We start from the raw sequence: 20,044 nt of genomic DNA, 5'->3' as shown, positions 1-20,044 counted from the left end.
CAAGACTCCATGGACCTGTTGTTATAGGGAGACGCCGGGCGTCAGGGTTGCAGGCAGGCTCAGGCTGGCGGTCTCCAGCGAAGCCACCGGGTAAGCACAATAGTCGGCCGCGTAGTAGGCACTGGCGCGGTGGTTGCCGCTGGCACCCACTCCACCAAACGGTGCGCTGCTGGCAGCGCCGGTCAGCTGCTTGTTCCAGTTCACGATACCCGCACGGCTTTCCAGCCAGAATTGCTGGTAGCGCGCCTCGGAGTCCGACAGCAAGCCGGCAGCCAACCCATACTGGGTATTGTTGGCTTCGGCGATGGCTGCATCGAAATCGGTATAGCGAATCACTTGCAGCAGCGGACCAAAGAACTCCTCGTCAGGACGATTGGCTACCGACGTCACATCGACGATTCCTGGCGTCAACAAGGCCGCATTGGGCTGTGGCTGAATCATTTCCAGCAGCGACACCGCGCCGTTAGCCAGCAGTTGGGCTTGTGCATCAAGCAGCGCCTTGGCCGCGCCCAGGGAAATCACCGAGCCCATGAAAGGTGCCGGTTGCTGGTCGAAAGCCCCCACCGAAATGGTTTTGCAAACCGCCACCAGGCGTGTCAGCAGCGCATCACCCCACGCACCTTGCGGCACCAGCAAGCGCCGGGCACAGGTGCAGCGCTGGCCAGCAGAGATGAAGGCAGACTGGATAATGGTGTAAACCGCGGCGTCCAGGTCTTGTACCTGATCGACCACCAGCGGGTTGTTCCCGCCCATCTCCAGAGCAAGAATCTTGTCCGGGCGACCGGCAAACTGTTGATGCAGAAGATTGCCGGTTCGGCTGGAACCGGTGAAGAACAAACCATCGATACCCGGATTGGCCGCCAGCGCGACACCGGTTTCCCGAGCGCCTTGAACCAGGTTCAACACGCCCACAGGCAAGCCGGCTTCAACCCAGCACTTGACGGTCAGCTCAGCCACTTTCGGGGTTAGCTCACTGGGTTTGAACACCACGGTATTGCCCGCCAACAGTGCTGGCACGATGTGTCCATTCGGCAGGTGGCCCGGGAAGTTGTAGGGGCCAAATACCGCCACCACGCCATGGGGCTTGTGTCGCAGTACGGCGGTGGCATCGGCCAGCGGGCCACTTTTTTCGCCCGTGCGCTCACGGTAGCTCTGCACCGAGATGGCGACCTTGTTGACCATGCTGGTCACTTCGGTAGCCGCCTCCCAGAGCGGTTTGCCGGTTTCCTCGCCGATGCAGCGAGCCAATTCGTCGGCATTGGCCTTCAAGCGCGCAGCAAAGGCCTCAAGTACCGCAATACGGGCGTCGAGCGATTGCCGGGCCCAGCCGGGAAACGCCTGGCGCGCCGCCTTGACGGCCTCGCCCACTTGCTCGGCGGTAGCGCCCTGCCCCTTCCAGATCACGTGTTGGGTGACCGGATTGTGCGACTCCAGGGCCTCGCCCTGACCTGCCAACCACGCGCCAGCAATGTAATGGGTAGTCATTTATTGGGCCTCCCGGGCGGACAAGGGTACGGCGCGGACCTGATCGCCAGCGTTCAAGCGCAAGCGCTTCGCGGTTTGTGGATCGACCACCAGGGTGCCGGCGGCCAGACGAGCAGGCGCTGCGGCAATGCGGCAGTCTTCACGCTTGCGGTTGTGGATAATGTATGGGGTGGCGTCGTCACCCGGCGTGCCGATTGCCAGCACCAGCGCCTGGCTGTCATGCACAGCACGAATCTTGCGGGTTTCACATTCAATGGCCGGGCCCGCGTCAAAGATGTCGACATAGCCCTGGTAGCTGAAACCTTCGCTCTTGAGCATGGCCAGCGCCGGCTCGGTGTCGGTGTGCACACGACCAATGACGTTGCGCGCTGCCTCCGAAAGGAAGCAGGTGTAGAGCGGAAACTTGGGCATCAGCTCGGCGATGAACGCCTTGTTGCCTACGCCGGTCAGGTAATCCGCCTGACTGAACTCCATTTTGAAGAAATGTCGACCCAGGCTCTCCCAGAATGGCGAGCGGCCATTGGCGTCGGACATCCCACGCATTTCGGCAATGATCTTGTTACCGAACAGCTCTGGGAACTCAGCGATGAACAACATGCGCGCCTTGGACAGCAGACGACCATTCAGACCGGTACGGTAGTCGCTGCGCAAAAACAGGGAGCACAGTTCAGAGTTGCCGGTCAGGTCATTGGCCAGGAACAACGTCGGAATCTCCCGATAGATGTTCAGCTCCTGGGAAGCACTGACGGTCAGACCGACCCGATAGTTGTACCAAGGTTCGCGCAAGCCAACTGCGCCGGCGACAGCCGAAATGCCGACCACCTCGCCCGCATCGTTCTCCAACACAAACAGGTAGTCCGCGTCGCCCCGCTCGGCTTCACCACGGAAGGTTTTTTCAGCCCAACCTACCCGGTGTGACAATCGCTCTTCATTGGCCGGCAAGGTCGTCAGGCCAGTGGTACCGGTGCTGCGCGCAAGTTCAATCAGCGCAGGTAAATCGCTGCTGCGTACGGGACGAACGATCATGCTATCTCCTCGGGCGGCGGCCTATGGCCCGCCGCAAAACTCGACCTGGATACTCGGTTATCAAACCGCAGGCATCAAACCGCAACCAGGCGCACGCTGGCGCCCTCGCCAACACCCAGGGCATCGGCCGCTTCAAACGTCAGGCTGACTGGCTTGCCAGGCACCCAATCCAGCTCCAGCAATACGGCGCGGTAGTCCTGCAACTGGCCGTTGGAAACCAGATACGGGCGCCCACCCTTGGCCACCTGTTCCTCGATACGCACAGGCACCACGCGGCTTTGGGCGATCGAACGGATACCCGAAACCCGCGCATGCAAGGTTGGGCCACCGTCGAAAATGTCGATGTAGTGATCCGTTTCAAAACCTTCGCGCATCAGGATGTCGAAGGTGATTTGCGCACGCGGGTGAACCTGGCCCATGGCCTCTTGCGCGGCATCCGGCAACAGCGGCACATAGATCGGGTAATGCGGCATCAGCTCGGCCAGGAACGTCCGGCTCTTCAAGCCGCACAGGCGCTCGGCCTCGGCATAATTGAGGTCAAAGAAGTTACGTCCAATGGCATCCCAGAACGGGGAGTCGCCCTGTTCATCGCTGTAGCCGACGATCTCGGTAACCACCGAATCAGCAAAACGCTCAGGGTGAGAAGCCATGAACAACAGACGTCCGCGAGAGTTCAGCTCGGACCATCCCGTTCCCACCAACTCCGGCAGTACATAAAAACTGGTCAGCAGGCTGTTGCCGGTCAGGTCATGACACTGCGACAGCACGTGAATCTTGTTGTGGATCTTCAGTTCACGCGAGGCGTGGACAAAGGTCTCGTTACGAAAGCTGTAGAACGGCTCTGAATAGCCCGCCGACGCCACAATCGCCGAACAACCGGCCAACTTGCCGGTGGCGGTGTCCTCCAGCACAAAAAAGTAGCTCTCTTCGCCATTGAAGCTGACTTCAGCGGCAAAGGAGGTCTCAGAGGCGGCAATCTTGTCGCTCAAACGTGCGGCATCGTCCGGCAGGGACGTGACACCAATCGGACTGTCGGCAGCCAGACGCTGTACTTCGCCTAGATCAGCCATTTGCGCAGGGCGCATCACCAGCATGGTGTCACTCCTTTTCGGGGAAAACAGGCCGACAGCCGTCGGCACGAAAAAAGCAGCGCGTGCGAGGTGCACAGGCCGCGGAAATCAGTTTCGCTGGCCCGCAAGGGCCAGCGAACAGAGAGCAATCAGCCCTGGGTCAGCTTGGCAACAGCACGCTCGAAGCGGTCGAGGCCAGCATCGATGTCGGCATCCTCGATCACCAGGCTTGGCGCGAAGCGCACCACATCGGGACCGGCTTGCAGAATCATCAGGTCTTCTTTTTCGGCCGCGTTGAACACGTCCTTGGCCTTGCCTTTCCAGGCATCGGACAACACGCAACCGAGCAGCAGGCCCAGCCCACGGACTTCAGTGAAGATGCCGTACTGCTGGCCGATCTTCTCCAGGCGCGTCTTGAAGCGATCAGACTTGGCTTTCACGCCGCCCAGCACTTCAGGGGTGTTGATGATATCGATGACGGCATTACCGACCGCACAGGCCAGCGGGTTACCGCCGTAGGTAGTGCCATGGGTACCGACGGCCAGGTGCTTGGCCAGTTCTTCGGTGGTCAGCATGGCACCGATCGGGAAACCACCGCCCAGGCTCTTGGCGCTGGAAAGGATGTCCGGGGTGACGCCGTAGTGCATATAGGCAAACAGCTCGCCGGAGCGGCCCATGCCGGTCTGCACTTCATCGAATACCAGCAGTGCGTTGTACTTGTCGCACAGCTCACGAGCACCTTGCAGGTACGCCTTGTCGGCCGGCAACACACCGCCCTCGCCCTGCACGGGCTCGATGACGACAGCGCAGGTCTTGTCGGAAATTTGCGCTTTCAGTGCTTCCAGATCGTTGTATGGCACATGGCTGATACCCGTGATCTTCGGCCCGAAACCATCGGAATACTTCGGTTGACCGCCCACACTCACGGTGAACAGGGTACGGCCATGGAAGCTGTTCACGGTCGCGATGATTTCGTTCTTTTCAGGGCCGAAACGATCATGGGCAACGCGGCGCGCCAGCTTGAAGGCTGCTTCGTTGGCTTCAGCGCCAGAGTTGCAGAAGAACGCACGGTCAGCAAAGGTAGCATCGACCAGCTTGCGCGCCAGGCGCAGCGCCGGCTCGTTGGTGAAGACGTTGGACACGTGCCACAGCTTTTGTGCTTGCTCGGTCAACGCAGCAACCAGTGCGGGGTGGGCATGCCCCAGGACGTTCACGGCAATACCACCCGCGAAGTCGATCAGCTCGCGGCCCGCCTGGTCCCAGACTCGGGAGCCCGCGCCGCGCACGGGAATGAAACCCGCCGGTGCGTAGTTGGGAACCATTACCTGGTCGAAATCGGCGCGTTGCACCGGAGCTTGCTCAACGGACATCGGAGTCTCCTGAAGAGGAACGCCTGCCTGAAACTGGCGAGCGATGGGGGGATTGTAAGGAGAGATTGGCGCCTGTCCTTGCCGCCAAGCGACAACTTCTTATAGCGCCAAACCCTGTTTTAACAAGGCTTTCGGCAATGCGACAAATAGGGTCGCAAAGGCGCAGTTTAAACGGTGCGAGCTGTCGACGGGGAGATTCCGCTTCAAGGGCAGATGGAGAAATTTCCGGGCGTGCGCATCAGCGCGACAACCTGTTTCACGGGGGCGGCCCCACGCCAACAGTCCAGGCGCTACGCGCACTCGATCCGGCGACAACCGAACCGATGCTGTCGCCGCACATTTACCGATAGGTGGCTATAAAGGGAGTGGCTTACTGCCGAGGCAACACTGCGGAGTCAACCGCGTTCGGCGGGCACAGAAGAGAGCTCGAAGGGGCTGCTGCTGCGACGCTGGTTGCGATCTTCACGCGGCGTTGCGCCGAAAAAGTTGCGATAGGCGCTGGAGAAATGCGGCCCAGAGGAGAAGCCGCACGACAGACCAATCTGAATGATCGATTTGCTGGTCTGCATGAGCATCTGCCGCGCCTTGTTCAGCCGCAACTCCAGGTAGTACTGACTAGGAACACGGTTCAGGTACTGCTTGAAGATACGCTCCAGCTGCCGACGAGATACGCATACATGCTGAGCAATTTCGTCAGTGGTCAGAGGCTCTTCAATGTTGGCCTCCATCAACAGCACCGCCTGGGTCAGCTTGGGATGGCTTGAACCCAAACGATTCTGCAGCGGGATACGCTGGCGCTCACCACCCTCACGGATACGCTCAACCACCAGCTCTTCAGAGACTGCGCCGGCCAACTCCGCACCATGATCACGCGCAAGCACCGCCAGCAGCAGATCCACGACAGACATGCCGCCGCAGGCCGTCAGGCGGTCACGGTCCCAGTCGAACAGATGACTGGTCGCAATGACCTTGGGGAAGCGCTCGTTGAAATCATCCTGCCAACGCCAATGGACGGCCGCGCGGTAACCATCGAGCAAGCCCAGCATGGCCAACGGGTAGATCCCGGCAGACAAGCCACCAATCACACAACCTGCGCGCACCAGCTGCTTGAGCGCGCTGCCCAGCGCCGAGTTGATGGCCTGAGGCGGCTCATCCGCCAGCAGAAAGAGCTTGTGACAGCCCTCCAGACGCCCCGCCCAAGACTCGCCCGGCAAACGCCAAGCGCCTTCGACAGGCGCCTCCGCCTGCAGAAAACGCAACTCATAAACCACCTCAGGATGCACTTTCTGGGCAACTTGCAAGACCTCATCGGCCAGCGCCAGGGTCAGGGCCTTGGTGCTGGGCCAAATGAGAAAAGCAATGCGCTGGGTGGTCATAAAGGACAATCCGAAACCGTGGATGAGACAAAGGTCAAACTGCAACCGACACGCAGCATGACCTGTTTTGGTGCAAAGCGGCAGCCTTGCTGAGCCTCAATGGCAGATTATTTCAGGCTACCTGCCAAGAACTGCTGCAAACGCTCGGATTGCGGCTTGACCAGCACCTCACGCGGATTACCACATTCCTCCACCAATCCCTTGTGCAGGAACACCAACTGATTGGACACCTCACGGGCAAAGCCCATTTCATGCGTCACCACGACCATGGTCCGGCCTTCCTGAGCCAACGACTGCATCACCTTCAACACATCACCCACCAGCTCCGGGTCAAGCGCCGAGGTAGGCTCGTCGAACAGCATCACCTCTGGCTCCATCGCCAGCGCACGGGCAATGGCCACGCGCTGCTGCTCGCCACCGGACATATGCCCAGGATAGGCGTCCTTGCGATGCGCAACACCCACCTTGGCCAGGTAATGCTCTGCCTTCTCCAGCGCATCCTTCTTGGACATGCCCAATACATGGACGGGCGCCTCGATGATGTTCTCCAGCGCCGTCATGTGCGACCACAGGTTGAAGTGCTGAAACACCATCGACAGGCGAGAACGCATGCGCTGCAACTGCTTGGGATCGGCGGCCTTTAGCGCACCCTCCTTGTTCGGCACCAGCTTGAGCTCTTCATTGTTCAGCAGGATTTTACCGGCGTGCGGCTGCTCCAGCAGGTTGATGCAGCGCAGGAACGTACTTTTGCCCGAGCCACTGGAACCAATGATACTGATTACATCGCCTGCCTTGGCAGCAAGCGATACGCCCTTGAGCACTTCGTGACTGCCGTAACGTTTATGCAGATCTTGGACTTCGAGTTTGTACATGCTGTCGGTTCTCAAAAAACGGTCTGTCATGAGCAAATGCCCAGGGCGAAAAAATGCCGCAGGCCTCAGCCCTTGCGCGGCGCCAGGTAGCCAAGCCAGCGGCGTTCGGCCATCTTGAACAGGCGGACCAGGATGAAGGTCATGCACAGGTAGAACACGCCGGCGGTGATATAGGCTTCGAACGGCAGGTAAAACTGGGCATTGACAGTCCGGGCGGCGCCGGTGATATCAATCAACGTGACAATGGATGCAAGACTGGTGGTCTGCAGCATCATGATCACCTCGTTACTGTATTGCGGCAGTGCACGACGCAGCGCCGACGGCAGGAGGATCCGCCGGTACATCTTGACCCGCGACATACCAACAGCCTTGGCCGCCTCGATCTCCCCATGAGGGGTAGCCTTCAAGCTGCCTGCTATGATCTCCGCAGTGTAGGCACTGGTGTTGATGGCAAAGGCCAGACACGCACAGAACGTTGCACTGGACAGCCACGGCCAGAGGAAGCTTTCACGCACCGCCTCAAACTGGGCCAAGCCGTAGTAAATCAGGAACAGCTGCACCAGCATCGGCGTGCCACGAATCACATAGGTGTACAGCCAGGCCAGCAGGTTGACCACAGGCTGCTTCGAGACCCGCATCAACCCCAACGGGATAGACACCAGCAGACCAAAAAACAGCGACAAGGCGAGCAACTTAAGCGTGGTCAGCAAACCGCTCATGTACAGTGGCAAAGCATCCCAAATGACGTTGTAGTCGAAGATCATAGTTCAGCCGCCTTTACGCCAACCGAGTAGCGTTTTTCCAGATAACGCAGCGCCAACAGCGAGACACTGGTAATCACCAGGTACAGCGCTGCCACCGCCAGGAAGAAGGTGAAGGGTTCACGGGTGGCGTCGGCCGCCTGTTTGGCCTTGAACATCATGTCCTGCAAACCGACTACGGAAATCAACGCCGTAGCCTTGGTCAGTACCAACCAGTTGTTGGTGAAGCCCGGAATGGCCAGCCGAATCATCTGCGGCACCATCACCCGGAAGAAAATCTGCACACTGCTCATGCCATAGGCCATGCCGGCCTCAGCCTGCCCCTTGGGAATCGCCATGAACGCACCGCGGAACGTTTCCGAGAGGTAGGCGCCAAAAATGAAGCCCAGGGTACCCACACCCGCAACCAGCGGATTCAGGTCAATGTAATCGTCGTAACCCAGCAGTGGCGCGATCCGATTGAGCAGGTCCTGGCCACCGTAAAAAATCAGCAGGATCAGCACCAGATCGGGGATACCGCGGATCACCGTGGCATACAGATCACCCAACCACGCCAACCAGCGTACCGGCGATAGCCGCAATGCCACGCCAATCAGGCCGAGTACAATGGCCAGGGCCATTGACGACAGGGCAAGCTGTAGCGTCAGCCATGCTCCGTCGAGTATGACTGCCCCGTAGCCTTTCAACATGATGAGGTCCTCGACCTTAGGGATGAAAAAATGGTGCAAACCTCAGAGCTTCTGCTGCTTGCACCATTACACAGGTGAAACTTCGACGATTTACTTCGCGGTCTCAGGACCGTAGATGTCGAAGTTGAAGTACTTGTCCTGGATCTGCTTGTACGTGCCGTTGGCACGAATGGCCGTGATGGCCGCATTGATGCGATCCAGGTTAGCCTTGTCGCCTTTGCGCACGGCAATACCAATACCGTCGCCAAAGTACTTCGCATCCGTGAAGGCCGGGCCGACAAAGCTGTAGCCCTTGCCTGCATCAGTCTTCAGGAAACCGTCTTCCAACAGCGTAGCATCGGCCACGGTGCCATCGAGACGACCGGCAGCGACGTCCAGGTAGATTTCGTTCTGGGTACCGTAAGGGACAATTTCTGCGCCTTTCGGTGCAAAGACTTCCTTGGCAAAGCGGTCGTGAATCGAGCCACGCTGAACGCCAATCTTCTTGCCCTTCAACTCATCCAGGCTTTCACTTACCTGAGCACCCGACTTCATCACCAGGCGCGCTGGCGTCAAGTAGTACTTGTCGCTGAAATCAACCGACTTCTTGCGATCTTCAGTAATCGACATGGACGACAGAATCGCGTCGATCTTGCGCACTTTCAACGCTGGGATCAGACCATCGAACTCCTGTTCGACCCATACACACTTGACCTTCATCTCTTCGCACAAGGCGTTGCCGATGTCGTAGTCAAAGCCAACGATTTTGCCGTCCGGCGCTTTCGAGGCGAAGGGTGGGTAGGCGGCCTCGATACCAATTTTCAACGGCTTCTCATCAGCCAGCGATGCCAGGGAAAACACAGACAGCGCCAGTGCGCCAAGCAGTGCGAGTTTCTTCATCTGAGAACTCCATCGGTACAGGGCAATATGAGGCAGGGGGAACGACTGCCCAATATGCGAATGGGTACAACGCAGAAGCTGCGCGGTGCTCGACAGACAGTCGAAGCAACACGAGCAAGTGATTGGCATTTTAGCGACAGCCCCGAAGCCGATATTTCTTCAATGCGACAACTAGTTACAGAAGCACCAGAAGCACCGACCCGAGATATTGACAGCCTTCACATAGTATGCAAAAGCGAAAGACAAATAACCTATCAACCAAGCAATAACCGGGCCCATTATTGGCAAAGCCTTCTAATCCGGCAAGCGCAGCGTGACGACATACTGTTTCACCCCAAAGAAAAGCCCCCAAAACAGGCACTCACGTTTCTCTTTGCCCCGCTTCTGCGCAGAGCCGGTGACAGAATTGGTTACCGATGAATGTCGAAGTAACAGCTTATGACCACCCCAAAACAAGAAAGCCCCGCCTGACGCGTGCCGGGCGGGGCTCGTGCAAAACCGTAACCGTCAGGCGGCGGTCATGGCCTTGTGGGTATCGATCAGATGTTGCACGACGCCTGGATCGGCAAGGGTCGAGATATCACCCAGGCCATCGTACTCAGCCGTCGCGATCTTGCGCAGGATGCGCCGCATGATCTTGCCCGAACGCGTCTTCGGCAAGCCCGGCGCCCACTGGATAACGTCCGGTGAAGCGATCGGACCGATCTCCTTGCGTACCCAGTTTTTCAGTTCCTGACGCAACGCATCGGTAGGCTCCACCCCTCCATTAAGGGTGACATAGACATAAATGCCCTGGCCCTTGATGTCATGCGGCACGCCCACAACAGCCGCTTCGGCGACTTTAGGATGGGCAACCATGGCGCTTTCGATCTCGGCAGTCCCCATACGGTGGCCGGAAACGTTGAGCACGTCATCCACACGCCCGGTGATCCAGTAGTAACCATCCTCGTCGCGACGGGCGCCGTCACCCGTGAAGTACATACCCCGGAACGTCTTGAAGTAGGTGTCGACGAAGCGATCGTGATCACCAAACAGCGAACGCGCCTGGCCTGGCCAGGAATCGAGAATCACCAGGTTACCCTCAGCAGGACCATCGATCAGGTTGCCAAGGTTGTCCACCAACGCAGGCACCACACCGAAGAACGGACGCGTTGCCGAGCCGGGCTTGAGCGCGGTAGCACCCGGCAGCGGGCTGATCAGCACGCCACCGGTCTCGGTCTGCCACCACGTATCGACGATTGGGCAGCGCGCTTTACCGACAGTCTGGTAGTACCAGTTCCAGGCTTCGGGGTTGATCGGCTCACCCACAGAACCCAGAAGACGCAAGCTGGAACCGTCGGCGCCAGCAACTGCGGCCTGCCCCTCAGCCATCATCGCGCGAATTGCCGTCGGCGCTGTGTAAAGAATATTCACTTTGTGCTTGTCGATAATCTTCGACACACGCGTGATGTCCGGATAGTTCGGCACGCCTTCAAACAGCAAGGTGGTCGCACCATTGGCCAGCGGGCCATAAACGATGTAGCTGTGGCCGGTGATCCAGCCCACGTCAGCAGTACACCAGTAGACCTCGCCCGGACGGTAGTCAAAGACCCGCTCATGGGTCAGCGCGGCATACACCAGATAACCCCCGGTGGTATGCATGACACCCTTTGGCTTGCCGGTGGAGCCCGAGGTATAGAGGATGAACAGCGACTCTTCCGCACCCATTTCCTTCGGCGCGCAATGGCTGGAGGCAACCTTCATCAGGTCTTCGTACCAGATGTCACGATGCTGGTGCCAAGCGATCTCTCCCCCAGTGCGCTTGCAGACGATGATTTTCTGCACGCTGCTGGTTTCGGGGTTGGTCAGTGCCAGGTCGACATTGCCCTTCAGCGGCGTACGACGCCCACCACGCAACCCCTCATCCGCCGTGATTACGATCTTGGATTTACAGTCAATGATACGACCGGCCAACGCCTCGGGCGAGAAACCACCGAATACGACCGAATGAATGGCACCGATGCGGGCACACGCAAGCATGGCAACCACAGCCTCGGGAATCATGGGCATATAGATAGTGACGACATCACCACGGTGAACATCCTGACCACGCAGGGCGTTGGCAAACTTGCAGACCTGCTCATGCAGCTCGCGGTAGGTGATGTTGCGGCTTTCAGAAGGGTCATCACCCTCCCAGATAATGGCGACCTGATCTCCGCGTTCCGCCAGGTGGCGGTCCAGGCAATTGTAGGAAACGTTCAGAGTGCCGTCGGCGAACCATTTGATATCGACATGGTGATCGTCGAAAGAGGTCTGCTTGACCTTGGTGAAGGGCCTGATCCAGTCAATGCGTTGAGCCTGCTCGCGCCAGAAGCCGTCCGGGTTGATCACCGACTGTTGGTACATGGCCTTGTAGGTTGCCTCGTCGGTCAACGTGGTGGCTGCAACCTCGGGACGAACGGGATACAGGGAAGCCGCACTCATCTTTGTTACCTCGGTGTAATAGTTGTTTTTGTATGACCCCGATGTAACTGTACCAGAGCCGCACAGACCATTCGACATTGGTAGTAACAAAGCAGTCTTTTCAGTCAATATTTGACAGAAATGGCTCTAAATCAAGCCTTACAGAGAGATGTACCACTTAGATTTGCAAGCAACGTCCAAGATTACCAGTCGATTGTTACAGTTTCCGTCAATAGTGTTTATCAAAAGTGCATCTGTTTACCACCACGACCCCGCCCTAAAATTCACCTCGCCAGCAACGGCAACGCGATTAACAACTTGTTACAGCCCCCACGAAGGCCCGTTAATCACGCATTAATCCTGAGCATTAACTCTGTTGTTGCACACGTAGCTCCACAAGGGCTACGTGCCCCCCTTAAGACCTAGACAGGTAAAATGAACATGAAAGCTTTACTGGTATTGGCACTCGGCACTGTTTGCGCATCCGCCATGGCTGATGAAGTTGCAAATAATGCGGCCGAGCAAATTCCGGTTGAACAGTACAGTTACTCGCAACACTTGGACATCGCCAAAGTTATTTCCATGAGCGAAATTCCAAACGTGTGTGAAGTCGTCCCAGCACGCATGACCTATGAAGACTCGCAGGGCAAAAAACACATTCTCGAATACCGAGTAATGGGTAACGGTTGCTCCAACGGCTGATCGCCGGAGCCACTGACCGCAGCGCCTCGCTTCCCGAAGAACGAGGCGCGCTGCGCCCCTCCTGAAACACGAGCAACTGCTGGCACACTTTACTCCGCGCCACCCGCCCCTGACTTTCCAACCGCGTGCTCACGCAACTTGTTAGCAATCGTGGTATGTGAAACACCCAGCCGTTTTCCCAAGGCACGACTGCTTGGATACTCATCCAACAAGCGCTCCAATACCGCTTTTTCAAAACGCCCCACTATTTGTGCCAGATCGCCCTCCAGGGAAAACTCACCCAAGGGTTGACGCGCACCGTAGTCCGGCAAGCGAATATGTTCAGGTTTCACAATGCCTCCATCACACAGTGAAACCGCCTGAAATAAAACATTCTCCAATTGACGGACATTACCAGGCCACTGGTACTGACTCAGGCGCTCCATCGCCGCAGGCGCCAACTTAGGTAACGCACAACCAATCTGCCGACTGGCCTGATCCAGAAAATGCTCGACCAGTGGCGGCAATCCATCGAGGCATTCGCGCAGTGGCGGAATATGCAGCGAAAGCACATTCAGGCGGTGATAGAGATCCTGGCGAAACTCACCGCGTGCGCACAACTCGGACAGGTCAACCTGAGTAGCGCAGATGACCCGCACATCCAGGTACACCTCCTCATCACTGCCCACCCGACGGAAACAGCCATCCTGCAGGAAGCGCAGCAATTTGACCTGCAAGCGCGGGCTCATCTCGCCAACACCATCGAGAAACAGCGTCCCTCCCGCCGTCAACTCCAGCAGCCCCAATTTGCCCTCGGCGCGAGCGCCCTCAAAGGCGCCCGGGCCATAGCCGAACAACTCGGTCTCAGCCATCGACTCAGGCAGCCCGGCACAGTTAAGCGCCATAAGCGGCGCCTGCCCGCGCGGACTGGCCAAATGGCAAGCGCGTGCCAGCAGCTCTTTGCCTGTACCGGTCTCACCCTCGATCAGCAGGGGCGCATCCAGAGGTGCCATCCTGCGCGCCTCACGCACCACGGCAGCCATGACTTTCGAGCTTTGGAAAATGCTGTCGAAGCCTCGCAACTCCTGTTTGCGTACATTGTAGATCCGCTCACCAATGCGATCGGCACGGTGCAGGGTCAGTACCGCACCTGCCAGCGCTTCACTGTCATCATGCTCAGACTGCAAGGGCGCGATGTCTGCCAAAAAGACATCGCCTTTGACCTTGACCCGCAAGCCATTGATGCGTGACTTGTTCGCCCGCACCAACTCCGGCAAGTCGAAGTCCTCGGCATAACGGGACAAGGGAATACCCGGCACCTCATCGACCCGCACCCCCAGTAATTGCGCCGCGGCACGGTTGGCGGCAACGATCGAGCCGCCCATGTCAATGGACAGCACCGGGAAATCCAGGGCACCAAGCAGCGCATTGAGCTCCATGTGACGACGCTCACTGGGCATGAGCCCGACGCGCTTCACACCGAACACACCGGCAATCGATTCGAATTTTGGCCGCAAGGCCTGGAACTGCAGATTGATCAGGTTCGGGCAATGCAGGTAGATCGCATTGCCATGCTCCCCACCCACCTCGCCACGAGCAACGTTGATACCGTAATCCACCAGCAGGTTGAGGATGTCACGCAGGATGCCAATACGGTTTTGGCAATGCACTTTGATACGCATGAAATGTCCTACAAGTAAGGCTTCGCTCGGTAATTATTCACACAAGCGCTAGAATTACTGTAAAGAATACGTGACGAATCAACCCTATCTCAATGGCATCCGAGCCTTTGATTACCGAAGCAGCAGAGAATCGTAAAGTTATCGTTACAAAAAACCTGTTCTTTCGAGTGGATGCGCCGCCCTGCCCCAGGTGCAAACGCATCTGCGAAAGGCTATCTCTAGGGCCATGGCTTGACCCATAACAATAAAGGCCCTCAGCAGGAGAGCAGCATGAAACAGACGCACTACGTGGCTCGCGAGCCCGATGCGCAGGGGTTCATTGACTACCCGCAGGAAGAACATGCGGTGTGGAATACCCTGATTACCCGCCAACTGAAGGTCATCGAAGGCCGTGCGTGCCAAGAGTACCTGGATGGCATTGATCAGTTGGGCCTGCCTCATGACCGCATCCCGCAACTGGGCGAGATCAACAAGGTACTGGGCGAAACCACGGGTTGGCAGGTTGCCCGCGTGCCTGCGCTGATCCCCTTCCAGACCTTCTTTGAACTACTCGCCAGCAAGCGCTTCCCGGTCGCCACCTTCATTCGCACCCGTGAAGAACTCGACTACCTGCAAGAACCGGACATTTTCCATGAGATTTTCGGCCACTGCCCGCTGCTGACCAACCCCTGGTTCGCCGAATTCACCCACACCTACGGCAAACTCGGCTTGAACGCCACCAAGGAACAGCGCGTCTACCTGGCTCGCCTGTACTGGATGACCATCGAATTTGGCCTGGTGGAAACACCGCAAGGCCGCAAGATCTATGGCGGCGGCATCCTTTCCTCGCCGAAGGAAACGGTCTACAGCCTGTCCAACGAGCCTGAGCACCAGGCCTTCGACCCGCTCGAAGCCATGCGCACGCCCTACCGTATCGACATCCTGCAGCCCCTGTACTTTGTGCTGCCGGACCTGAAGCGCCTGTTCGACCTCGCCCACGAAGACATCATGGGCATGGTCCAGACTGCTATGCAGCTAGGCCTTCACGCACCGAAATTTCCACCGAAGGTAGCCGCCTGAGCTGCCCATTCATACCCATAACAAACCACTTGCGGAAATACCTATGAACGCCTTGAACCAAGCCCACTGCGAAGCCTGCCGTGCCGATGCCCCACAGGTCAGCGACGAAGAATTGCCGGTACTGATCAAACAGATTCCGGATTGGAACATCGAAGTTCGCGACGGCATCATGCAGCTGGAAAAAGTTTTCCTGTTCAAGAACTTCGCCCACGCACTGGCCTTCACCAATGCGGTCGGGGCAATCTCCGAAGCCGAAGGTCATCACCCAGGCCTGCTGACCGAGTGGGGCAAAGTCACCGTGACCTGGTGGAGCCACTCGATCAAAGGCCTGCACCGCAACGATTTCATCATGGCCGCCCGCACCGACGAAGTCGCCCAGACCGCCGAAGGTCGCAAGTAATGCACTTCGACGCCATCGCGCGCGTACCGGGCGACCCAATCCTGGGGCTGATGGAGGCCTATGCCAAAGACAGCAACCCGAACAAGTTCGACCTTGGCGTCGGCGTGTTCAAGGATGCTCAGGGGCTGACGCCAGTCCCTGTTGCGGTGAAAGTTGCCGAGCAACGCCTGCTCGACAACCAGGCCAGCAAGAGCTACGTCGGAGGTCATGGCGACGCTGTTTTCGGTCGACTGATCTGTGAACTGGTGCTGGGGGACGAGTCGCCGCTGCTAACAGCGCAACGCGTCGGTGCCACCCAGACACCAGGAGGTACGGGTGCTTTGCGCTTGTCTGCGGAGTTCATCAAGCACTGCCTGCCGGGCCGCGGCATCTGGCTGAGCGATCCGACCTGGCCCATCCATGAGACCCTCTTTGCCAGTGCCGGCCTTGCGGTTCATCACTACCCCTATGTGGGCGCAGACAACCGCCTGAACGTCCCGGCCATGTTGGCGGCACTGGAGTCTGCCCCCAAGGGCGACGTGGTACTGCTGCACGCCTGCTGCCACAATCCGACCGGTTTTGACCTGTCACAACAGGACTGGCTGGCCGTACTGGAAGTCGTTCACCGTCGAGAACTACTGCCACTGATCGACTTTGCCTACCAAGGCTTTGGTGATGGGCTTGAGGAAGACGCCTGGATGGTACGGCGGTTCGCTGCTGAACTGCCTGAGCTACTGATCACCAGCTCCTGCTCGAAGAACTTCGGCCTGTACCGGGAACGTACGGGGGCCCTGCTGGTCTGCAGTAGCGACGCCCAGAAGCTGCTGGACGTGCGCAGCCAATTGGCCCTGCTGGCCCGCAACCTCTGGTCAACGCCACCCGACCATGGCGCCGCCGTGGTTGCGCAGATTCTTGGCGACCCTGCATTGAAACACCTGTGGGTAGAAGAAGTGGACGCCATGCGCCAGCGCATCGCACAACTGCGCACAGGCCTGGTCGAGGCGTTGGCCCCACACGGCCTGAGTGAACGTTTTGCCCACATTGCCCAGCAGCGGGGCATGTTCTCCTACACGGGCTTGTCTGCCGAACAGGTCTCGCAACTACGTGAGCGACACAGCGTCTATCTGGTCAGCACGGGCCGGGCGAACATCGCCGGCGCAGATGCTGCGCGACTGGACGCACTGGCAGCAGCCATTGCCGACGTCTGTCGCTAGCCCCAAGCAGGCCGTTCTCCAAAAGGAGACGGCCTCGCTGACGAAACACCCCACGCGCTAGCACCCACCGACCACGCCCAAAGTATGAGCTGCCGATTGGCAGTAAAACTCATACTGTCACGCAGACTCCTGTATCCTGCCGAGGCTTTTTGCAAAGCCATGCGTGTATTGCGCAGCCTTTCCACTCACACTTGCGAGGAACGACGAGATGCATGAAATCCCGAATCTTCCCTTCCCAAGCCTGAACCCCGCCGAGCAGGAACCTGCTCTTCATAGCGCCGAATCAGCCAATGCTGCTGACACCAACGGCGAAGAACTCCCGAGCGCCGACCAGGAATAACCGCGCACAGAGGGTGTGAAAACCAGTATCGGGGCAACCCAGCCCGCGGTTTTCACACCACCAAGCCCCTCAGTAATCCACCTTGCCTCGCCCAGCCTTTACCGTTCCACGCTTGCTCTTGCTCTCCAGCCTGCGGGTCTTGGAGCCCAGCGTTGGGCGCGTCGGCCTGCGCACCTTCTCAACCTTGACCGCTGCCTTGATCAACTCGAGCAGGCGCTCCAAGGCGTCGGCGCGGTTCTGCTCCTGCGTACGGTACTGCTGAGCCTTGATGATGATCACGCCCTCGCGGGTGATACGGTGATCACGCAGCGCCAGCAAACGCTCCTTGTAGAACGTCGGCAATGACGATGCCTGCGTATCGAAACGCAGGTGCACGGCACTGGACACCTTGTTGACGTTTTGCCCACCAGCACCTTGGGCACGGATCGCGCTCAGTTCGATTTCGTCATCAGGGATATGCACAGCATTGGATATGATCAGCATGGGTCTGGCTTGAAGAGAACAGCCTTCAGCATACCCCATAAAAACCAAAAGCCCGGCACAAGGCCGGGCTTTCGAACAGCGTCGCAACATGTTACTTGGCTGTGGCGCTCACAGCGGCAAGGGATGCCTGGGCGCTACGCTTGTTCTTCAGCACGTAGCAACCCCACATCACCACCACCCACACAGGGATGGCATAAACCGATACCTGGATGCCCGGGATCAGCAGCATGATGCCGAGGATGAAGAGTACGAAAGCCAGGCAGATATAGTTGCCATAGGGGTACCACAGCGCCTTGAACAGCGACGTCTGACCGGTACGATCCATGTGCTGGCGGAACTTGAGGTGCGAGTAGCTGATCATAGCCCAGTTGATCACCAGGGCTGCAACCACCAGCGACATCAGCAACTCCAGCGCATGCTGCGGGATGAAATAGTTGAGCAGCACAGCAACCAAGGTCACACCGGCCGAGGCCAGAATCGAGCGCACCGGCACACCACGCTTGTCGATTTTCGCCAGGCCTGCCGGAGCATCGCCCTGCTCAGCCATACCGTAGAGCATACGGGCATTGCAGTAGGTGCCGCTGTTGTAGACCGACAGTGCCGCCGTCAGTACCACGAAGTTGAGAATATGCGCGGCGGTGTTGCTACCGAGCAGGGAGAACACCTGCACGAATGGGCTGCCACTGTACGCGTCACCAGAGCTGTTCAGACTGGTCAACAAGCTATCCCATGGGGTCAGCGACAACAGTACGACCAAGGCGCCGATGTAGAAAATCAGGATACGGTAGATGACCTGGTTGATCGCCTTGGGAATCACGGTTTTCGGCTTGTCGGCTTCGGCCGCAGTGAAGCCGAGCATTTCCAGGCCGCCAAAGGAGAACATGATGATCGCCAGCGCCATGACCAGGCCACTGACACCATTCGGGAAGAAACCACCGTGATCCCACAGGTTGCTGACCGAAGCTTGTGGACCACCACTGCCACTGACCAGCATGTAGCTGCCCAGGGCGATCATGCCAACGATCGCCAGCACCTTGATGATCGCGAACCAGAATTCAGCCTCACCAAAGACTTTGACGTTGGCCAGGTTGATCGCGTTGATCATCACGAAGAACACGGCTGCCGAAACCCAGGTCGGGATCTCCGGCCACCAGTAGTGGACATACTTGCCGACTGCCGTCAGCTCCGACATGCCCACCAGGATGTACAGTACCCAGCAGTTCCAGCCAGAGAGGAAGCCGGCGAAACCGCCCCAGTATTTGTGGGCGAAATGGCTGAACGAACCGGCAACCGGTTCCTCGACGATCATCTCGCCGAGTTGACGCATGATCATGAACGCGATGAAGCCACAGATCGCGTAACCAAGAATCATCGACGGGCCCGCCGACTTCAGCACGCCTGCCGAGCCGAGAAACAGCCCGGTGCCAATTGCACCGCCCAGGGCGATCAACTGGATGTGGCGATTTTTCAGGCCGCGCTTGAGCTCACCTGAATGCGAGTTTTGTCCACTCATGAACGGAGTCACCTGTTTGTTTTTATCTGTGACGGAATCGGACCCACCGCACTCGTGGCGCAGCGGAATTAACAAGGTGGTAGACCTTGAGGGTTCTTGGACGGGGTCGGTCATACGGGCGGCAGCCCGGACGAATTAGCCTGGTGTCAGCAAGATTGCGCGGTACGCATTGGGGTCACAGTTAAAACGCGGCGCATTGTATACCCCTGCAGTCGGGCAGGGGTCAACACGTTGCGTTAATGTCTGCTGACAAAACGCACCGGTCCTGTGGGAGAGGTGAAGCCTGGAAGTGTGTCTGGCGTGCATGGCGCCTCCGATTGTTCTTATTAGCAGCCCAGGCTCTTCGGCCCGGCTTTGCACACGGCAATGGCGCACATATCACCGCGCCCGGCAGACGCGAGCAAGCCATTGACGCTCACGGAAAGCGCAACGAGAGGGGATTTTCGGCAAGGTTTTGTTACAGCTGCAGGCGATGGCCGATTTGACGGGGAAAAAACGGCATTCTTGTAAATATTTTTTTACAGGACGGTTCAAAAACTTTCCGCACTGTGGAGGGCAGGCCTGCCTGCGATAGGGTCAGCGGGGTGTCAGCCAGTGCGCGGGGCCTGCATCGCGGGCAAGACCCGCTCCTAGAGCGACAGAGTCAGCGAGGTGAAAGCCTGTGCGCGAGGCCTTTGCCTTAAAAAACAAACCCCCGCTAAAAAGCGGGGGTTTGTCAGCAGC

At 58.3% G+C, this 20,044-nt stretch carries 18 protein-coding genes; 5 read left to right on the top strand and 13 right to left on the bottom strand.

Annotation, left to right across the window (positions count from 1 at the left end; genetic code table 11):
• Nucleotides 1-21: 21 nt before the first annotated feature.
• The 10 genes from astD to acs all read right to left on the bottom strand — a co-directional run bounded on the left by astD (nt 22) and on the right by acs (nt 11,991).
• Entirely contained in the window at nt 22-1,485 is a 1,464-nt protein-coding gene (gene astD / locus ACZ9H3_RS21945) for a succinylglutamate-semialdehyde dehydrogenase (RefSeq protein ID WP_476222520.1), read from the bottom strand.
• Nucleotides 1,486-2,511, bottom strand: coding sequence for an arginine N-succinyltransferase (gene astA, locus ACZ9H3_RS21940; protein WP_065760744.1), 1,026 nt, complete (start codon nt 2,509-2,511; stop codon nt 1,486-1,488). It lies immediately after the preceding gene.
• Between the two features lie 74 nt (nt 2,512-2,585).
• On the bottom strand, nt 2,586-3,605 hold the full coding sequence (aruF, locus tag ACZ9H3_RS21935) for an arginine/ornithine succinyltransferase subunit alpha (protein ID WP_065760743.1): 1,020 nt from the start codon (nt 3,603-3,605) through the stop codon (nt 2,586-2,588).
• A 125-nt stretch (nt 3,606-3,730) separates the two neighbouring features.
• A complete protein-coding gene (locus ACZ9H3_RS21930; RefSeq protein WP_102053088.1) occupies nt 3,731-4,951 on the bottom strand; it encodes an aspartate aminotransferase family protein in 1,221 nt (406 codons plus the stop codon).
• Nucleotides 4,952-5,346: 395 nt separating this feature from the next.
• Nucleotides 5,347-6,327, bottom strand: a complete 981-nt coding sequence (gene argR, locus ACZ9H3_RS21925) for a transcriptional regulator ArgR (RefSeq protein WP_476222517.1) — start codon at nt 6,325-6,327, stop codon at nt 5,347-5,349.
• A gap of 107 nt (nt 6,328-6,434) precedes the next feature.
• The gene (locus ACZ9H3_RS21920) at nt 6,435-7,199 is read right to left on the bottom strand and encodes an ABC transporter ATP-binding protein (protein WP_099773877.1); all 765 of its coding nucleotides are present in this window, start codon (nt 7,197-7,199) and stop codon (nt 6,435-6,437) included.
• Nucleotides 7,200-7,264: 65 nt separating this feature from the next.
• The gene (locus ACZ9H3_RS21915) at nt 7,265-7,963 is read right to left on the bottom strand and encodes an ABC transporter permease (protein ID WP_065760739.1); all 699 of its coding nucleotides are present in this window, start codon (nt 7,961-7,963) and stop codon (nt 7,265-7,267) included.
• Nucleotides 7,960-8,649 carry an ABC transporter permease gene (locus ACZ9H3_RS21910; RefSeq protein ID WP_102053090.1) on the bottom strand — a complete coding sequence of 230 codons (690 nt, stop codon included), beginning with the start codon at nt 8,647-8,649 and terminating at the stop codon, nt 7,960-7,962. The genes ACZ9H3_RS21915 and ACZ9H3_RS21910 overlap by 4 nt, the downstream gene beginning before the upstream one ends.
• 90 nt (nt 8,650-8,739) lie before the next feature.
• Nucleotides 8,740-9,528 (bottom strand): ABC transporter substrate-binding protein, encoded by a 789-nt coding sequence (locus ACZ9H3_RS21905; RefSeq protein WP_330523533.1) that lies wholly within the window; start codon nt 9,526-9,528, stop codon nt 8,740-8,742.
• A 507-nt stretch (nt 9,529-10,035) separates the two neighbouring features.
• A complete protein-coding gene (gene acs / locus ACZ9H3_RS21900) occupies nt 10,036-11,991 on the bottom strand; it encodes an acetate--CoA ligase (protein WP_065760736.1) in 1,956 nt (651 codons plus the stop codon).
• A 420-nt stretch (nt 11,992-12,411) separates the two neighbouring features.
• On the opposite strand from acs, the gene ACZ9H3_RS21895 reads away from it, so the two are divergent.
• On the top strand, nt 12,412-12,672 hold the full coding sequence (locus ACZ9H3_RS21895; RefSeq protein WP_102053111.1) for a DUF2790 domain-containing protein: 261 nt from the start codon (nt 12,412-12,414) through the stop codon (nt 12,670-12,672).
• Between the two features lie 89 nt (nt 12,673-12,761).
• Here the strand turns inward: ACZ9H3_RS21895 and ACZ9H3_RS21890 are convergent, their stop codons facing one another.
• Complete coding sequence (locus ACZ9H3_RS21890; protein ID WP_065760734.1) at nt 12,762-14,333, bottom strand: sigma-54-dependent transcriptional regulator; 1,572 nt, start codon at nt 14,331-14,333, stop codon at nt 12,762-12,764.
• Nucleotides 14,334-14,603: 270 nt separating this feature from the next.
• On the opposite strand from ACZ9H3_RS21890, the gene phhA reads away from it, so the two are divergent.
• The 4 genes from phhA (at nt 14,604) to ACZ9H3_RS21870 (ending at nt 17,325) form a co-directional block, all read left to right on the top strand.
• Nucleotides 14,604-15,392 (top strand): phenylalanine 4-monooxygenase, encoded by a 789-nt coding sequence (gene phhA / locus ACZ9H3_RS21885; protein ID WP_065760733.1) that lies wholly within the window; start codon nt 14,604-14,606, stop codon nt 15,390-15,392.
• A gap of 43 nt (nt 15,393-15,435) precedes the next feature.
• On the top strand, nt 15,436-15,792 hold the full coding sequence (locus ACZ9H3_RS21880) for a 4a-hydroxytetrahydrobiopterin dehydratase (protein WP_065760732.1): 357 nt from the start codon (nt 15,436-15,438) through the stop codon (nt 15,790-15,792).
• Nucleotides 15,792-16,985 (top strand): amino acid aminotransferase, encoded by a 1,194-nt coding sequence (locus ACZ9H3_RS21875; protein WP_476222511.1) that lies wholly within the window; start codon nt 15,792-15,794, stop codon nt 16,983-16,985. Before ACZ9H3_RS21880 ends, ACZ9H3_RS21875 begins: the two co-directional genes overlap by 1 nt.
• Nucleotides 16,986-17,193: 208 nt before the next feature.
• Nucleotides 17,194-17,325, top strand: a complete 132-nt coding sequence (locus tag ACZ9H3_RS21870; RefSeq protein ID WP_256587578.1) for a hypothetical protein — start codon at nt 17,194-17,196, stop codon at nt 17,323-17,325.
• 69 nt (nt 17,326-17,394) lie between these two features.
• On the opposite strand, the gene arfB is transcribed toward ACZ9H3_RS21870, so the two are convergent.
• The gene (arfB, locus tag ACZ9H3_RS21865) at nt 17,395-17,808 is read right to left on the bottom strand and encodes an alternative ribosome rescue aminoacyl-tRNA hydrolase ArfB (RefSeq protein WP_065760730.1); all 414 of its coding nucleotides are present in this window, start codon (nt 17,806-17,808) and stop codon (nt 17,395-17,397) included.
• A 91-nt stretch (nt 17,809-17,899) separates the two neighbouring features.
• Complete coding sequence (locus tag ACZ9H3_RS21860) at nt 17,900-19,321, bottom strand: amino acid permease (protein ID WP_065760729.1); 1,422 nt, start codon at nt 19,319-19,321, stop codon at nt 17,900-17,902.
• Between the last annotated feature and the right edge of the window lie 723 nt (nt 19,322-20,044).

The sequence above is a fragment of the Pseudomonas sp. TE3910 genome, from assembly GCF_056279025.1.
This window is presented reverse-complemented; position numbering and strand designations above follow the sequence as displayed.

Bases quoted from the DNA above. Each gene is read 5' to 3' on its own strand.
- astD (WP_476222520.1), bottom strand. From the start codon at position 1,485: ATGACTACCCATTACATTGCTGGCGCGTGGTTGGCAGGTCAGGGCGAG.
- astA (WP_065760744.1), bottom strand. From the start codon at position 2,511: ATGATCGTTCGTCCCGTACGCAGCAGCGATTTACCTGCGCTGATTGAA.
- aruF (WP_065760743.1), bottom strand. From the start codon at position 3,605: ATGCTGGTGATGCGCCCTGCGCAAATGGCTGATCTAGGCGAAGTACAG.
- ACZ9H3_RS21930 (WP_102053088.1), bottom strand. From the start codon at position 4,951: ATGTCCGTTGAGCAAGCTCCGGTGCAACGCGCCGATTTCGACCAGGTA.
- argR (WP_476222517.1), bottom strand. From the start codon at position 6,327: ATGACCACCCAGCGCATTGCTTTTCTCATTTGGCCCAGCACCAAGGCC.
- ACZ9H3_RS21920 (WP_099773877.1), bottom strand. From the start codon at position 7,199: ATGTACAAACTCGAAGTCCAAGATCTGCATAAACGTTACGGCAGTCAC.
- ACZ9H3_RS21915 (WP_065760739.1), bottom strand. From the start codon at position 7,963: ATGATCTTCGACTACAACGTCATTTGGGATGCTTTGCCACTGTACATG.
- ACZ9H3_RS21910 (WP_102053090.1), bottom strand. From the start codon at position 8,649: ATGTTGAAAGGCTACGGGGCAGTCATACTCGACGGAGCATGGCTGACG.
- ACZ9H3_RS21905 (WP_330523533.1), bottom strand. From the start codon at position 9,528: ATGAAGAAACTCGCACTGCTTGGCGCACTGGCGCTGTCTGTGTTTTCC.
- acs (WP_065760736.1), bottom strand. From the start codon at position 11,991: ATGAGTGCGGCTTCCCTGTATCCCGTTCGTCCCGAGGTTGCAGCCACC.
- ACZ9H3_RS21895 (WP_102053111.1), top strand. From the start codon at position 12,412: ATGAAAGCTTTACTGGTATTGGCACTCGGCACTGTTTGCGCATCCGCC.
- ACZ9H3_RS21890 (WP_065760734.1), bottom strand. From the start codon at position 14,333: ATGCGTATCAAAGTGCATTGCCAAAACCGTATTGGCATCCTGCGTGAC.
- phhA (WP_065760733.1), top strand. From the start codon at position 14,604: ATGAAACAGACGCACTACGTGGCTCGCGAGCCCGATGCGCAGGGGTTC.
- ACZ9H3_RS21880 (WP_065760732.1), top strand. From the start codon at position 15,436: ATGAACGCCTTGAACCAAGCCCACTGCGAAGCCTGCCGTGCCGATGCC.
- ACZ9H3_RS21875 (WP_476222511.1), top strand. From the start codon at position 15,792: ATGCACTTCGACGCCATCGCGCGCGTACCGGGCGACCCAATCCTGGGG.
- ACZ9H3_RS21870 (WP_256587578.1), top strand. From the start codon at position 17,194: ATGCATGAAATCCCGAATCTTCCCTTCCCAAGCCTGAACCCCGCCGAG.
- arfB (WP_065760730.1), bottom strand. From the start codon at position 17,808: ATGCTGATCATATCCAATGCTGTGCATATCCCTGATGACGAAATCGAA.
- ACZ9H3_RS21860 (WP_065760729.1), bottom strand. From the start codon at position 19,321: ATGAGTGGACAAAACTCGCATTCAGGTGAGCTCAAGCGCGGCCTGAAA.